Here is a 14,412-nt window from a genome sequence, read left to right as displayed (position 1 = left end):
AAGGTCACCCGTCGGTGCCATTCGGAACATCGCGCCCGTTTCGCCTCTTGCCAAATTCCTGATCCATTGCCTTCTGAATCCGCACGGCGATCTCGTTGTCTGACGTATAGATACGAAGATCGCGGCCGAGTTCGCCTTCAAGCTGTTCACGGGTAGGTGGCACATAAGATACCCGCTCAGCTCTCCTCCGGCCAAAATCATAGAGGCGGTTGGTGAGATAACTCAGCCGTGCAATGTCAACGACCATGGTTTCATAGAAATTGATCGCCCGCTCCCCCTTGGGCTGATCAATTCTCGACTCGAACGCCTGCGCGTTGATAGTTAATTCTTGCATGCTGACAAACGTCTCGTCGTCAACCAGGACGGCCGATGCCATTACCGTTCTTAGCGCATGCGTGGGCGGTGGCTTAGGTCGACCATCGGCATCTTCTCTTTCCCATGCTTCGAGGCATGCCTTCCAATACCTGTTCAGATCAGCAAGCGCGTGCGGTAGGCCAATACGGGCTGTCAGGTTCTCGCGGCTTCGTTCGAGGGTAACCTGATCTCTTGCCAGGAGAGATTGTTTTTGTTGGTCACGGATCTGGACCCAGAGCAAATAAGCCCCGATCAGGGCGAAAACTCCCGTTAGCAGAGTTTGCCACTCGTAGAACGCGTTGATCACAGGGTTCTGAAACTTAGGTGCTTCGCCAACGCAACGCTCCAGCAGGCCCCGCGCGAAGATGTTGTCGCAAATAGCTTCTCGCAAGGTCATTTTTCACCCGTAGCTTGTGGGCTAAGCCCATCCGATATGGCCGCTTTAAGCAGTCCGAACCAGAATTGGTATTCGGGATCACCGCTGTGACCGGACACTTCCAAGGCGACCGACGTTGTCGGGTCCTCTGCGCTTTGCTAACTGCCGCAACCCAAAGCAAGGTCCGCGCCGGCGAATCCGCAGGTTTAGGGCCTCGGCGTCAAGGCCTTACGCGATGTTTAAGTCGCACGTTCGCCTTCTTTGGCGATGTTTCGCTTCTCGCTCCCGGCTTCTTACGACGTGGCGAAATCGTCGAAACATCGATGCATACGACAATGGGCTGCGGCCCATCAGGTGATCGGGAGCGAATCTCGGTCGCCTTGTCGTCGAGGTGTTTCAATACGGTCGCGAGGGATGCAAACCCGGAATACCCAGGCAGGATCCACCCTTGCGATTTTGGCTTCTGGTGCACCAACAGCAAGATTCCGTGCCGTGCTCCATCGTGACGCAAATATTGCCCGCACAGCTGAGTTTCGAGCGCAGCTTCCATCTCGGTGACGCTCATGCCGTCGATCACTTTAATCTCGATAGGAAGCGTAACGCCGCTGATACGGCTCGTCAGTGTGATATCCGGTTCTTTTTCGTCAGCGACGTGGCTTTCGCGCACAACCGTGTAGGCATTCCCTTGCAAGCTTTCGAACCGGTCGGCAAACCACCGTTGTACGGCATTTTCGTCTGGCAGCGCCTGGACCGTGTCTGCTTGCGAGAATCTGTCATGGCGAAGATCATGGTCGATGCGCTCCGCGCGTCGGCGGGCGAGAAGCTGCAGGTCCGCCGTTGTCGAGGGCGGGCGGTCGAACGCCGTCTCGAACATCACCACGTCCTCGGGCCGCCATGCCGCCAGGATGGCATCATTTTCGGCGTGGCGCCGCGCGAGCGTGTGCAGCCTGTCCGGTGGTATGGCAAAGCCCTCTTTCCGCGAAAGGCGTATCAACGCGGCATGGGTGGCCTCGCCGGGCGTGCTCTCTAGCCGATTAAACACGGCATTTCGAGCGTCTTGAGCGCTGTCGCGCCAATCAGGGGAGAAGACCTCGCCGCTAGGTCTGCTAATGTCGTTCTCAGGGCGAATGCCATCGAAAGCGAGCGAAACCAATTCCTCGAGCTTTGGGAAAGATATGTGGTGAGCGACTCCCATATCCTGGTGGTAGCGATCGGCATACAGTCGAGGCAGTAGGACACTGCACATCATCATGCGCGATTGTTCGTCGAATTGATCAAACCTTTCGCGCAGCACGTCTATGGCCAGGTCCGCATTAATCGCCGCGAGAATCGAGAGCATGTACGCCACTGTCTTCGGATCTTGCGCCGCGGCTGCTCGGCCCCGCACTAAATCGGAGAGGGAAGTCGTGGCGACAGCTAGGCCGCGGATGATGACATCCGATACCTTGGGCAGCAGAGGTGTTGGAAAGGTCGCTTCGTCGGACATTGCGTGTTCAAGATCAGGCACCACCAATCGAGCAAGCTTGGCGTCGCCATAGGCTAGACGGTCAAGAATCGCATGTTCCGACGGATCGCCCGTCGCAAGTTGTGAATTCACTTCGGCGACAAGAACCTTGCGCACGATCGCGGGTTTTGCCTCGGCGAGCCGCACCAGGTAGTCAGGGAAGCCGTTCAATTCCAGAATGGCATAACGCGCGGCTTTCTCAGCACGGTCGTCGTCGATTGACTGCGCCCAATTCGAGGTTCGCGCTGCTTCGAGCGCCATGCCTGCCAAGCCCATACTTTCGAAGCTAAAAATCTTCCGCTGCTCTTCAGGCGGTCGTTCGCTTGGCAGCAGAGGCGTCCAAGCGTTGGCGAAATTGATCAATACCGTGGCAAACTTCTCCGTAACTTCAGTCCCAAAGATCGGTTCGACCGAAGAGAGATCGTCGATCGCGTAATGAGATCGGCCTCGGATCCGCGAGGACAGAAACCGCCAAAGATCAACTAGCCGGCTGTCAGCCGTAGTGTCGGTGGTTGGATGAAGCCTGTCCAGGATCGTTGGGTCCGAGCGCAGTTCCTCGATGAATCTTATCCAACTGCTGTCTCGCTTTTCGCGTGCGATCTTGTTCTTTTCCTCCGTTGCTTGGAGCCGTTTCATCATAGCCAAACGCTCCGGAGGCTCGGGCGGCGGCGATTGCCATGCTGCAAGGAGCTCCCCGAGGCTTGAGTCCTGCTTACCAATCTTCTCTAAGGCTCCAGCTACCGTCGGATCTTGGCCCTGGTCGCGCCAGACGGCGTGGAGAGCACTAAACGCCAGCCGACGGTCACGCTCTTCTTCCTTTCCTGTTGCGTCGTCAGCCAACCAGCCTACGTCATCACGAGACAATTGGCCTTGCCAACCAAACATCGCCAAATGCCCAATTGAGATGTCGTTGTTCCTGATCCAAGGGTGATCGCGAAGCACATGCACGGCACGCCAAAATGACTGACGGCGCCGGCCAGGCGTGCTGCAGATTGCTCGTTCCAGTTCTCGTTCTTCCTGATCGCGCCCGCGATATGAAGAATCGTTATGCAGTCGCAAGACAAGATCGACGACAATATCTGGAACGCTATCGGGATGCATCTGTAACAGGCGTGCAGCCACTGTTACAGCCGCCGAAGCGAATGCGCCGGCAAAGACGGACTCCTCGTGTTCGTCGTTGATCGGGCCTATGCGCTGCAGAACGGCAGCCAGGAAAGCAGACAGATCGGTCTCGCTCGGCAGCGCCTCGCCCAGCTTTTGCCCCAACGGATAGAGCGTCGCCATACCTCCTTCGTCGGTGACACCAATTGCATCGATGACCCCAAAGAAACGCTCGATCGAAATCCACTTTGGAAAGAGAACATCAAGGGCGCCGAGCACTACCGTCCGCGCCAATGCTCCCGCCTGATCGACGATGTAGTCGGCATAGGTGACGGCATCTGCAGGCGTTCCCACCGCAAGCAGCGCTCTGCCCGCCAAGAGTTGTGATGTTGTGTCGGTCGCAGTGTCGAATGCCTGCGTGCGAGCGATATCCAAGCCGCCAGCTTGCTTGCCCAGCCAAATCAATCTCAGCAGTAGGTGACGTGCGTCGCGACTGCCTCCATATCGGGTCCACCAAGTAGGGATCAAAGGATCAAAGGCCGGGTGCGCCAGTCGGCGAACCGAATCTTGCTCGAGCCAGACGTTTCGCCGGTCGATATGTTCGCCATCCTGAAGAGCACCTTCGATTGCCTTGCTGCGTGTGGCAACTGGCAATGCCCCTGGGTCGCCAAGCGTCAAGAGTGCAAGCGGATTTCTCGCGATGAGCTTCTCCGCCACTCTTGGGTTCCATATTGACAGCCATGCCGCTGTGGCGAGCATGTCGGGACGGGCGAGCTGATATCCGTAGAGATCAACGAAAAGCAGGTCATCTATCTGCTGCGGAGGGCAATTTGCGGCAAGACGGCCGGCAAGCCATCGCCCGGTGAAATAGCTCCGGACCGTTCCCTCGTTGTCGTTATGCAGCCGCACGCGCCCCAAGGTCGCAGGGTCGAATACCGGTCTGCCAAGCAACCGCATCATCGCGTCGGATTGCCAATCTGGCAGAAGCCGGTCGAGAGGCAGTGCGTTGTCGGCACTTGTCGCGCTGAAGCTTTCAGAGGGAACGCGTACGGCATCTTTGCCGCACAGAAGAAGGCCCGCCCCAATGCGTTCGAGCGCACTCTTGGCCGCTGCCGTGCTAAGTGTGTCGTTTCGTTTTCTCGCCGGCTTGGGGTCTACAAGCCGCGCATCGATACTCGCCTCCAGCATCGCCGCAAGTGTCCCGAACCGACCATGATCGTGCCAATAGTCGACCATCCATTCGAGATCGAGCGGACGGCTTGCAAAATGCCAAAGGTTGCCGTCGTCGAGCGCTGTCATGAAAGAATCGAGGTCGCCAATGCCGGCGCTTTTGGCAAAGAGCCGAATGCGTGCCTCATCGAGCCCGATCATTAAGAAGACTGACACGTCGTCTTCGTGCTCGGGCGGCTTCTCGGGCGCCTTGTGTTGGAGTGTGGCGCGGATTTCATCTTGATAGCTGGGTTCGGGTGGCGGCGGCATGCGCGGGATCGAAAGCCACTCATCCATCGAATTGCGATCCGCGATGAAATCCCAGTCGGTAAAGCGACCGGAAATGACCACGCGGGCACGGTCCTCGAATCCCGCGATAGCTTTGGAGAACTTACGCAGGGCGGTTTCGAATCGCACACCCTCATCTTTCGCTTCGTCGACGGAGTCGATGAAAAACCAGCATATCGATCCAGCTTCCGCCTTCCAGGTTTCGAACCTTCGAAGATCATCGGCGCCCAGAGCGTCCATAAGGCCGCTTCGGCCGAGATCTTGTACCGTGGCATAACAGGCAAATTCGTCAGATTTCACCGAAGCCTGCCACTGGGCTTTGAGCTCGTAACTTTTGCCACTGCCGGCTTCCGCCAGAACGACTACTCGGTTTCGGTTCTTGAGGTCCGGCCAGCTCAAGGGGCCGCCAAGACGAGGGTCGAATAGAAGTGATGGTGTTTTCGCCTCCTCACGCGAGACGATACGAAATCTACGGTCTAGATCGACAAAATTGCCACTCATGGCGCAACGATAAGTGCTGCAGTATAACCTGCAAGCTCTAATACTGAGCTTCGAAGGAGGCGAGGCACATCCACCACTGTTTGGAACCGGAGCACCTATAGATGACTGCGGAAGAGCAGGTAATCCACATCAGCGTCCACGACGGAGAGAGCAATACCGTGACAGGGCGGGAAAACCCACTCGGCTACTATTATTGGGGCGATGGAGATAGAGAGGCAGAAATCGCCAAAGCGCGGGCCGATGCAAAAGAGTGGGCCCTGTATTATGACGCAGCGATTGTGGAACATTACAGGTAGATGGGCGGCCTCGCGGTAGACGTTCATTGGGAGCGATTGGTCCTCCCCTCTGTTCGCGGATTCATCGACAGCGAGGATTCGCTGCAGCACATTATTGCGGGAGATAACGCCAAGCTGGCGCGGAACGTGAGCTATGAGACCCTGCGTCTCGGTATGGTAGGCGCCATTTTCCTCTACCATTTCGCCGAGGTTGCCTTAGAGCGCAAAGCCTTGGCGACTATCAAGCCGCTAGCTGCAGACAAAGGGGCTGCGCGCCATCTGATATCGAACGCTACCGTGGCGGCCAATGGCGACCCGAGACCTGACGATCACAAGATTCTGGGCGAAGTCGCGGATGCCATCAAGCACGCCGAGTTGAACTCGCCAACCATCCTGCATGTGCCTAAAAGAAACCGTGTCATCGAGATTTCTCACGCCGCGCCTTCGATTTTTGCGGAAGGGCTGCCGACTGGCGTGCCGCAGATTGTCATTGCCACGCACGCGGGCACTCGGTCACTCAGTGCCATCATGGGTAATGTTGGTCGAGGATGGACAAACTTGCTCGGCTTGGAGCCCATCTAATCGATGCCACTTGCAGCAACAGCCAGCGAAATAGCGAAGCCTCGCCTTCCGCACCTTAGGTAGCTTCGTAATCAAATTCGGCCAGGTTGTTCATGCCCTCTTCGACGCAGACAAGCGCCTTGGCCTTTGCCTCCTCGAGCGAGTCGAGCCAGCGGCCGAACGGCGGGCTGTAATCCTTGGGACTCGACCCATGACTGCAGACAAGAATCCAACGGCCGCGCGTCTGTGGCGAGATATAGACGTACCAGTCCTCGACCTGAGCCCAATAGGCTCCATGCGGATTCCGCTCCCATTTGAGATCGGGATAGCGCGCCTTCAGGCGGCGATGCTGGCGCAACAGCATGTTCACAATGACCATCATCTCGCCCGAGACCCGGGTTTCTCCCGACACCATCCGTTGGATACCCCGGATAGTCGCCGAGCCTTCGCGATAGTCGCGGTTCTTATCCATGAAGGTGGCAAGGTCGCCCGGTGTGAGCATCAGTTCCTTGAGCGCAGCGTTGAATTTTTGCGTCAGCTCTTCCGGGGTCGGCTTACGATCGAAAATGTCTTCGGGTGTCTCCAGCCCAGCCATCAGAATCTCCTGTCATCAATATAACGACATAATGTCGTATATTTGGCGACCTTATGTCAATACCGGTGACCGGCCAAAATGCGAAGGAAGACACGTGTCTCCCTTCGCCCATCACATTAGGCTATGAAAACGTATTTTATTATCAGCTATGGAAGAGATTCTAATGGGGGCGCTTTTTTCCCGTCGCACGGTGCTCGCGGCGATCGACGTTCTGGAATCGGTTTCAACGCAGGCCGAAACTAGCGCGCTATTTATTGAATTCGGACCGGACGTCTATCGCCAGCTTCGGAGCGACGGCTTCAGCGTCAAGAAGCGAATGAATGACCTCAAGGCGTTTGTGGACGCTAACCCCGAGCAGCAGGTCGACGGCGGCCTGCTGGAAAACGTCCTGGTTGAAAGAGCGGTCCGGCACATGCCGTCCGAAGAGCCGGAATACCCTTGGTCTGAACCCGTCACTCTTCACCCTGTCTACATACCGCTCAAGCATGCCTTGGCGCAGGATGACTATGTAGTCATGGCAGGCAAGCTGCGCCGCACGTTGCCCGAGGATATTGGCATGCCACAGCTTCAGTCCGAGATGACGGTGCTGCTCGATCGACACGGTTTCACCACCGCGAAGGGACATCTAGACCAGGCGCTCGACGCTCACGCGCGAGGCCAATGGGCCAGTGCGAATGGACAGCTTCGCAATTTTCTCGATTCGGTACTCGACGAGATGGCGGGGAAAATCGATCCATCTGCAGCTGTACTAGCCAGCGGCCAGCCACGGCGGACCAAGCTCGCAGCGGCGGGTTTTCTCAGCGTTGCGCTCAACGAATGGGACAATGACGGCAGAGGGTTCCTCAATGGCCTGTTCAAGCGGCTGGCGCCAGCGGGGCCGCATCCGGGGCTCTCAGAGCCCGACGACAGCACATTTCGGCTACACGTGGTGCTTTTGACAGCTGCCCTCCTGCTTCGAAGATTTGATGCGTGGGGTCGGGCATGACCCAACTCGTAGCGTTTTCAGTCCCGTCCGTTCCCGTCCTGGTCGACGCCGCCGGCGAGCGCGCCCGCTGGCGCTTCCTGGAATTCTTCACTGCTCATATCCGCAATCCGAACACCGTCGCGCCTATGCCAAAGATGTCGGCCAGTTTCTCGCCTGGTGCCAGGCGCAGGGCGTGCGATCCACCTGCCCGACCGTTGCGGGCCACCAAAGGCTCAGAAGATAACGACCGTGCCAGCGTCGTTCAGCCTATTCGTCCTCGTCCGGCATCATCACCGACGAACCGTCGCAATAGCGATGGTAGATCATGATGGTCATTGGTCCTGCCAGCATTGCCATGTGACCATCGTCCATGTCGTCAAAATGTGTCTGGTCAAAATCCAGCGCCATATGCACCCGGCCGGCCGCTGCTGTAGCAAGTTCCCGCTGGCCCAGATCACTGAATGCGCCCTGTTCCAGGATCGACTGATAGTCCGCACCTACCCACAGCCCACCTTTTTTCTGGATGGGCCAATGCAGCTCTGCAATCACTCTTTCGGCCAATCTGTCTTCATTGTCATGGTAGCGATCAGGTCGTGGAGAGTCGGCAATTTGTTCGATGATCTCGTTTAGGTCGCCCGCAAAACTCCCTGCCTCAGGACTATATGACTCACCATCCCAGCTTGCTTCCCAATTCATGGTGATGTGGCTTAAGGGGCGCAGCACCATGGTGTCGAGATAGTCGCTGCGAGCGAAGAACTGCTGCACCAGCTCCGGCGGATGGACGTCGCGATTTTTCTTTGTTTTTGCCATGGGTACTATCGCGCAACCATCGGAAGGGGAGCCTCGCTTATAGGGGTGGAATTATCGTGCGCTAGATGTCGTAGCGAAGCGCGATTTCGGCAGGGGCGACGGCAGCATCGCCAGTCGGAACAGCACTGCCGCATACGACCATCCCCGGCTATGGCCGGGTGCATGTAGGGGGTCACAGTGCCACTTTGTTCGCACGCTGCCATACCCACCAGTCGATGAGGCCGTGATCCTGGACGACCTCTAAGCTGTCGGCTGCGAGGCGGTCGCAGAAAATCACCAAATTCGAAGCAGGCCATCTGGCGCTCGGCACCATCAGAGCGTCGAAATCCATGAAATGTGCTACTTCCGCGACTTCCTGTGTCCGAGGATATTCCAGCATGCGTTCAGCGTAGGAAAGTTGTCCGTAGCGACTCGTATCGAGGCCAAGCGCCGCAAGCTCAGGTAACGTGGGCAACCGCAACACCTCGCTCAACGACACGGTGAGTTCATAGAGTCGGAATTGGGCCTTGGACGGGAAAACCGGCTGTCCTCGCAGGAGATGGAAATACATCTCGGCGATCGCTCCGTCGCGCGCTAGCGATGTGTAGAGAACATCAAACGTGCAGTCGTCCCATCGCCCGCCGGATGCGCTGCATTGGGTTACGTCGCGCCCATCGCGCACCACACGCCATGCGGTGGTCACAAGCGGCGTATGGGGGAACACCTCCAGAGCATCGATGAGTCTGCTGTCCCGAGGCGTTGTCTTCCTTGTCATGGGTTACAGATACGCCCCGGCCTCGAGACGATCGAGAATCTGTAGCACCTCGATCGATTTGCCCTGATTGATGAGCTCGATCGCCCGTTGCCCATCGAGCTGCGGGTGACGCGCATATAGCCAGGAGCGAATCTCATCCGCCGTATAATATTCCTGCAAACGCCCGACGATGTAGTGCAGATCTGACAGGATCAGTTCGTTGCGCGGGTGGGGCTTTATCGAGCCTGCTTTCCACCGCGAGACGGTCGCCTTGGACACGTCGGTTATGTTGGCGATATCCGAGTATTTGAGACCGCCAAGATCTTGCAGCTCTCCTAAAAACCGGACGACTGCGCCCTCTTGAACCATACTCATCTGGAACCTGCTATGCCTAGTCGTTGTCCGTTGCCGCGCTGAGCGATCGGCCGCGCGCGTGGCGCGCCATCTGCCCGGCTTTCGTGTAAATCTTCAAGGGTCAGTCGCATTTTTCCGACCTGCTTGCTATGATCGGTCAGCCGCTTGGTCAATTTTGCCACATCGATGTTTCGCTCAGCGGCCTTCGCGACATCGAACTTCAAATCCTTCACCTGGCGCGCCTTGCGGTCAACCTCGACCATGCGCCCGTTCAGGAAATGCCCTGCGCGATTATGATCGGGCACGGAGGCGAGTTCCGCGATCATGGTGAAGCTCTGGTAGGCCGCATGTTGACGCGGGTCGGCCAGTGTACTTTTGAGGCCATGTGCACAGCACGCCCGATCGCAGCACGTCACCAACTGGCGTGCCCCGTAGGCACTCGCCATAAGCTCTAATTCCGGTACCGTCGCCGATCGGTCAATGCCGGAAATCTGCACCCGGGTCGCCCGGCCGAAATTACCATCTTCCGACTTCTCGACCGGCAAATGCCACGAACGCGCGTCAAAGCTTTCCTTCTCGCCGATGCCGTGGCACAGCCCCGAGATCGCTCCGAAAGCCAAAGCTGCGTGACCGTTCAGCCCGCCCAGGTAATCCGCGACGATCGGCTTGCCGAGATTGTGCAATCCGGTGAGAGCCGAGATGAAGCCGCGCGTCGCCAGCGGACCCGAGCTATGTCCGAATCCCGATGCGCGAATCCAAAGATTGTCATAGGCAAGATCGTGCAAGCCATCGAGAATCTCACTGCGGGTGACATCATCATTGAGCTTCGTGTGGGGTACGATCAGCTGGTAGTCGACGGCGATATGGTTGCCGCCTTCGCGGTCGAGCGCGTTGCGCAACGCTAGGCAAGAGGCACGATCAATCTTAAACCACCCGGCGAAAGTCGGATCACCGAGAAAATGGCTCGGCGCCAGCACGGCATCCATTCCATACTCGACGGCCATGCGCGCGATCTGCCCGAAAATGTCACCGGCATGCTTCGGATCGAAATGTTCAGGAGCAAGGGGCCTGCTCTGCCCCATCGCGGACCATGGTGCGTGACGCGCATAGCCTGCAAACTTCTCCAAAACAGAAAGCTCGGCCACCTTCGTATCAAGCACGAACTCGGCGCCGTCGGCGCGCAATGCCGATATGAGCTCCCTTTGGTGCTTGATGCGTGAGGCGTCCACGACAAGGCGCGTCGCCGGAAACCGTCCCGCGGCATGCAAATCGGCAAGCTTGTTGTAGCCGGATTCACCGAGACGGATGAAATGACCGACCGGCTGGACCGGTGCAACCGCATAGGGAAAGGGGATAACATTTTCCACGTGAAGAGCCTAACTCGCCTTGTGACGTTTTCGTTTCACAATTCAGATATATGAAACTAAAACGTTAAAGGCAAGCTCTTTGTATCCCTCTAGCAGCCGCGCCATTGGATTTTAAACCGATATTTCGCCATCTTCGTTCTCTAAATGTTCAGCACCGGACCAATTGAACGTCTCAGCGAGCTGAAAGAAATGCGCGGCAGCATGCACCTGCCGATCGAGCGCGATCTGCACTTCCGGCCGAACAAATCGCTCTCAGCTTGTGCTGAAGAGGCTGCAGTGTCGGGCATGTCGTTGCCTAATGGATGTGAGAAGGCGCCATTACAGCGGCGCCTTCTTATTCTGAAATTGCATCAGAAGGTGCCGTCCGGAAAATCATCGTATGAGAGCAGGAGTTTGGCGTCGCTGGACACCTTGCCCTTGAGGATGGCTTCCTCCGTGGCGCGCAGGAAGATGGGGAAATGCTTCTGCACCGCAGCGAGCCGGTCGGCCGGCCGATAGTTGGTCCGATCGATGTCGTCGATCAAGTCGCGCGAGATGTAGACCGACAACGCTGTGCCCTTGTAGCGCACCGGCAGGATCAGGCCGTCGGACGCCTGCCGCAGGCTCTTGGAGTATTCGAGCTCCACCTTGCGGAACTTCACGCCGACGCCGGCGCCGTCCTCGGTTTCGGCAATGAAGGCCATCCCTGCGGCCTCGAGGCTGCTGACCATGGAAATCAGATTGTTGCGCATGGGCTGTCTGACATTGCGCTCGAAATCGGCGATGGTCGCCCGGGCGACCTGCGCATTCTGCGCGAGCTCGTCCTGGCTCCAATCGAGCAGCGCGCGGGCGGCGCGGCATTGCGCAGCGGATATCATCATGGTGAATGGCCTCAATATTGGCTGATGTCAGACAATATGTATGAGGTTGCCCTATTTTTCAATAGCCATCTCTCTCCTGCGTCCCAAAGATTCGCGGACAGCCCGTGGATCTCAGAACGGGCTTCCGAACTGGTTCTCCCATTGCGTGAGTTTCGCACAGGCCTTCTGAAACGTCCGTTCGTCTTTGACGTATTGCAGCGGGGCTCCGATATCGTCTTCACGTGCCTTCAAAAACGCAATCGCGTCCGCAGGGGGAAGTCGCGCTTCTGCCAGCTCGCGGATCTTGTCCTGATAGGCTGCTTTCTCGGCCGCGGCCTCGGCTTCCCCACGGCGCTGCCTAACGAAGACCGAGAGAGCCTCCCGCGCGCGGGTCAATCCGGACTCGCTGTCTTCAGCCAGCTCCACGGGCGACATATCGCTCATGTCCGCCCGTTTGGTGTGCAGGAACGCGCTTCGATCCTCGCCGTTCAATTCCGTTTCCGCATCGACACATAAACGATCACGCCGCGAGTGACGAAGGCGACTTGCTTCCAGCAGCTGCCGTTGGCGCCGTACTTCGGCCTGTTCTTCCATCTTGGCTTTGCGGCGGGAAATCGCATTGCCGATAGGCAGCCCTGCGCTCCCATAGAAAAGAGGACCGTTTCCTTCCAGCATCTGCACAATGGTTGCGATTTCGCCGATGATCTTGGGCGCCTCGACCTCCGAGCGCAGTGCCTTGTCATAGGTCAATCCGGATTCCTGGTGGATCGATTGCAGCCACTGGTCGACCGTTGTGCCGGCGCGTTCGTCTTCGGGAAGCTCGCCAAGTATCCACCCTACCCGCTGCACGGTCTCCTGAATCAAAGCGGTTCTTTGGTTTGCAGCCAGGGTCCTCGCGTTCCATCGGTTAGCGAATGCCGGCGCGAGCGTGACACCGAAGCCTTGCGGGGTAAGAACCCCCTCGCCGAGCAGATATTTCAGATAGTTGTCGACCGCTTTCCACGCCGGGGCGAAGCGGGCATCGATCGCCGTGACATCGTCTGCCACCTCGCCAGACACACGCAGAAAGGCTTTTTGGATCAGCTGGCGTTTTTCCAAATGGTTGACGATCGGCACGGCTTTGCATTGGGCGTTGCCGAGGCAGCGATCATGAAAGACCTCGGCCAGGATGATGGCTTGCCATACCGCCGGCGGTTCGGAAAAACAGGCGAAGCCCGGGACGCCGCGGCCGACAAACTTTGCAAGACCGATCGCTTGAAGCTCGACCCCGCGTGGGACGACGAAGTCTCGGCCGACCGGGTTCGCCAATGCCTGTCTGTATGCTGCCGCTGTTTGCTCGACCCGGCTTCGGTATTTGGCCGTCGCGGCAGCCTCGCGCCTGCCCCGTTCTTGCTGCCATTTGAGTTCATCTGCTTCTTGCTTGGCCCGCGCAGCTTCGATGCCTGGATGATAGAGCCACCGACGAGTTGCGGTTTTCAGTACCGCCTCGTTGATGGCATCCCTTAGCGAGTCACGCGGAAGCTTGGACAGATCGATTTCGACGGCGGGGATCTTGTGTTCCCTGAGGCGCTGGATTTTGGCGCTGTCCGTGAAATGGGTGACGGCGACCTCTACGAACAGGTCATAGCCGAGTGCGCGAACATACAGGTCGGGAATGATGGTCTTGGGATCGTTGTACTCGAGCCGAAGAAATTCGGTTTCGACCTCCAGGCTGGGCTTCATCACAAGGCGCTTGTTATCGAGCCCAAGCCGCTCTGGCAGGATTAGCTTCGGATTGCTGCGAAACGCTTCCTTTGCCAGCAAGTGCAAAACCGTTTCCGGACCGCCTCCACACGCCTCAACATCGTGGTGGGCGAAATGCGCCACCCGGTGATCCTCCTTCAGCCTGGCCACCAGTTGCCCATTGCAGGCCGGGCAGACGCAGCCGCAAGCTAGCCCGCGCGCGACCTCGCCAATATGAGCGAATGTCCCGTCGGGGCGCCTTCCGTAGACGAGTTGCGCTCGATCGGTGCCGTAGGACTTCTGCGCTTGCTCGTGAGCCATGGCTTGCAACCTGGGAGCGTTCATTCGATCAAATTGGTTCAAGTTCCGCCAGGAATTCCGGCATGGCTTCGGATATTCGATTGTACGCAAGTTCGAACAAGCCGAGCGAGCCAAGCAGCGCATTGGCGATCATGTCGACGGTGCCCTTTGTATCCCTCAATCCGCGCCCGAAATCTGTCAAATACCGTGGAGGGTCGGGCTTAGAATATAGTCCGGCGACGCCGGACCAATTCGGATGTGCGATTTCACTAAGGCTATCGTAGCTGGCACGCACCCCCGGTACGGGTAATTACTCACGCCCTTGTCAGGGGCAAGAATCCCTGAATCTATGGGGATATGGATCGCACTGATTTGCAGCGTCTGACGAAGGAAGAGTTGATCGATCTGGTGCTGCGGATACAGCGGCCAGAGAAGACATCGCGCACGTCGTCCAAGCCACCTTCGAGCGATCGCAAGGCGCGTCGGGACAGGGCAAAGCCTGGCGGCGCTAAGGCGGGTCATAAAGGTCACAGCCGCGCCATGAGTGAGGATGCCGATC

12 protein-coding genes and 2 pseudogenes are annotated in these 14,412 nt (G+C 57.8%); 5 read left to right on the top strand and 9 right to left on the bottom strand.

The features are described from left to right. Positions 1-4 precede the first annotated feature (4 nt). Together D3227_RS34810 and D3227_RS34805 are read right to left on the bottom strand one after the other, a co-directional pair. A complete protein-coding gene (locus D3227_RS34810; RefSeq protein ID WP_120018659.1) occupies positions 5-751 on the bottom strand; it encodes a hypothetical protein in 747 nt (248 codons plus the stop codon). A gap of 199 nt (positions 752-950) precedes the next feature. After that, positions 951-5,231: a hypothetical protein gene (locus D3227_RS34805; protein WP_147377767.1), complete on the bottom strand. Its 4,281-nt coding sequence runs from the start codon at positions 5,229-5,231 to the stop codon at positions 951-953. A 203-nt stretch (positions 5,232-5,434) separates the two neighbouring features. Here D3227_RS34805 and D3227_RS34800 point away from each other — a divergent pair, with 203 nt between their 5' ends. Both D3227_RS34800 and D3227_RS34795 read left to right on the top strand, forming a co-directional pair. Then, positions 5,435-5,629, top strand: a complete 195-nt coding sequence (locus D3227_RS34800) for a hypothetical protein (RefSeq protein WP_120018657.1) — start codon at positions 5,435-5,437, stop codon at positions 5,627-5,629. Continuing rightward, complete coding sequence (locus D3227_RS34795) at positions 5,630-6,190, top strand: hypothetical protein (protein ID WP_120018656.1); 561 nt, start codon at positions 5,630-5,632, stop codon at positions 6,188-6,190. A gap of 55 nt (positions 6,191-6,245) precedes the next feature. Here the strand turns inward: D3227_RS34795 and D3227_RS34790 are convergent, their stop codons facing one another. Then, complete coding sequence (locus D3227_RS34790; RefSeq protein ID WP_120018655.1) at positions 6,246-6,764, bottom strand: hypothetical protein; 519 nt, start codon at positions 6,762-6,764, stop codon at positions 6,246-6,248. Between the two features lie 163 nt (positions 6,765-6,927). On the opposite strand from D3227_RS34790, the gene D3227_RS34785 reads away from it, so the two are divergent. Next, a complete protein-coding gene (locus D3227_RS34785) occupies positions 6,928-7,749 on the top strand; it encodes a hypothetical protein (RefSeq protein WP_147377766.1) in 822 nt (273 codons plus the stop codon). Between the two features lie 246 nt (positions 7,750-7,995). Here D3227_RS34785 and D3227_RS34775 read toward each other — a convergent pair whose 3' ends face one another. The 4 genes from D3227_RS34775 to D3227_RS34760 form a co-directional block, all read right to left on the bottom strand. Next, entirely contained in the window at positions 7,996-8,538 is a 543-nt protein-coding gene (locus tag D3227_RS34775) for a hypothetical protein (RefSeq protein ID WP_120018653.1), read from the bottom strand. 172 nt (positions 8,539-8,710) lie between these two features. Then, positions 8,711-9,292, bottom strand: a complete 582-nt coding sequence (locus D3227_RS34770) for an RES family NAD+ phosphorylase (protein ID WP_120018652.1) — start codon at positions 9,290-9,292, stop codon at positions 8,711-8,713. A gap of 3 nt (positions 9,293-9,295) precedes the next feature. After that, positions 9,296-9,646: an antitoxin Xre/MbcA/ParS toxin-binding domain-containing protein gene (locus tag D3227_RS34765; protein WP_245452045.1), complete on the bottom strand. Its 351-nt coding sequence runs from the start codon at positions 9,644-9,646 to the stop codon at positions 9,296-9,298. Beyond that, a complete protein-coding gene (locus D3227_RS34760) occupies positions 9,643-10,992 on the bottom strand; it encodes a hypothetical protein (protein WP_120018651.1) in 1,350 nt (449 codons plus the stop codon). Before D3227_RS34760 ends, D3227_RS34765 begins: the two co-directional genes overlap by 4 nt. 144 nt (positions 10,993-11,136) lie before the next feature. Between D3227_RS34760 and D3227_RS44540 the strand changes: the two are divergent. Continuing rightward, positions 11,137-11,268, top strand: a pseudogene (locus D3227_RS44540) (DUF2958 domain-containing protein); the annotation flags it as partial. Positions 11,269-11,342: 74 nt separating this feature from the next. Here D3227_RS44540 and D3227_RS34750 read toward each other — a convergent pair. Together D3227_RS34750 and D3227_RS34745 are read right to left on the bottom strand one after the other, a co-directional pair. Further along, positions 11,343-11,852 (bottom strand): helix-turn-helix domain-containing protein, encoded by a 510-nt coding sequence (locus D3227_RS34750; RefSeq protein WP_120018649.1) that lies wholly within the window; start codon positions 11,850-11,852, stop codon positions 11,343-11,345. Positions 11,853-11,963: 111 nt separating this feature from the next. Beyond that, positions 11,964-13,874, bottom strand: a complete 1,911-nt coding sequence (locus D3227_RS34745) for a competence protein CoiA family protein (protein WP_120018648.1) — start codon at positions 13,872-13,874, stop codon at positions 11,964-11,966. Positions 13,875-14,210: 336 nt separating this feature from the next. Here D3227_RS34745 and D3227_RS34735 point away from each other — a divergent pair. Further along, a pseudogene (locus D3227_RS34735) lies at positions 14,211-14,412 on the top strand (IS66 family transposase); the annotation flags it as partial.

The organism is Mesorhizobium waimense, from assembly GCF_003601975.1.
GTDB lineage: Bacteria > Pseudomonadota > Alphaproteobacteria > Rhizobiales > Rhizobiaceae > Mesorhizobium > Mesorhizobium waimense.
Note: the sequence above shows the minus strand (reverse complement) of the source record. Positions and strands in the feature narration are given on the sequence as shown.

Excerpts from the sequence above, each read along its gene's own strand:
- D3227_RS34785 (WP_147377766.1), top strand. The coding sequence starts at position 6,928 with ATGGGGGCGCTTTTTTCCCGTCGCACGGTGCTCGCGGCGATCGACGTT.
- D3227_RS34750 (WP_120018649.1), bottom strand. The coding sequence starts at position 11,852 with ATGATGATATCCGCTGCGCAATGCCGCGCCGCCCGCGCGCTGCTCGAT.
- D3227_RS34795 (WP_120018656.1), top strand. The coding sequence starts at position 5,630 with ATGGGCGGCCTCGCGGTAGACGTTCATTGGGAGCGATTGGTCCTCCCC.
- D3227_RS34770 (WP_120018652.1), bottom strand. The coding sequence starts at position 9,292 with ATGACAAGGAAGACAACGCCTCGGGACAGCAGACTCATCGATGCTCTG.
- D3227_RS34800 (WP_120018657.1), top strand. The coding sequence starts at position 5,435 with ATGACTGCGGAAGAGCAGGTAATCCACATCAGCGTCCACGACGGAGAG.
- D3227_RS34810 (WP_120018659.1), bottom strand. The coding sequence starts at position 751 with ATGACCTTGCGAGAAGCTATTTGCGACAACATCTTCGCGCGGGGCCTG.
- D3227_RS34765 (WP_245452045.1), bottom strand. The coding sequence starts at position 9,646 with ATGAGTATGGTTCAAGAGGGCGCAGTCGTCCGGTTTTTAGGAGAGCTG.
- D3227_RS34790 (WP_120018655.1), bottom strand. The coding sequence starts at position 6,764 with ATGGCTGGGCTGGAGACACCCGAAGACATTTTCGATCGTAAGCCGACC.
- D3227_RS34775 (WP_120018653.1), bottom strand. The coding sequence starts at position 8,538 with ATGGCAAAAACAAAGAAAAATCGCGACGTCCATCCGCCGGAGCTGGTG.
- D3227_RS34745 (WP_120018648.1), bottom strand. The coding sequence starts at position 13,874 with ATGGCTCACGAGCAAGCGCAGAAGTCCTACGGCACCGATCGAGCGCAA.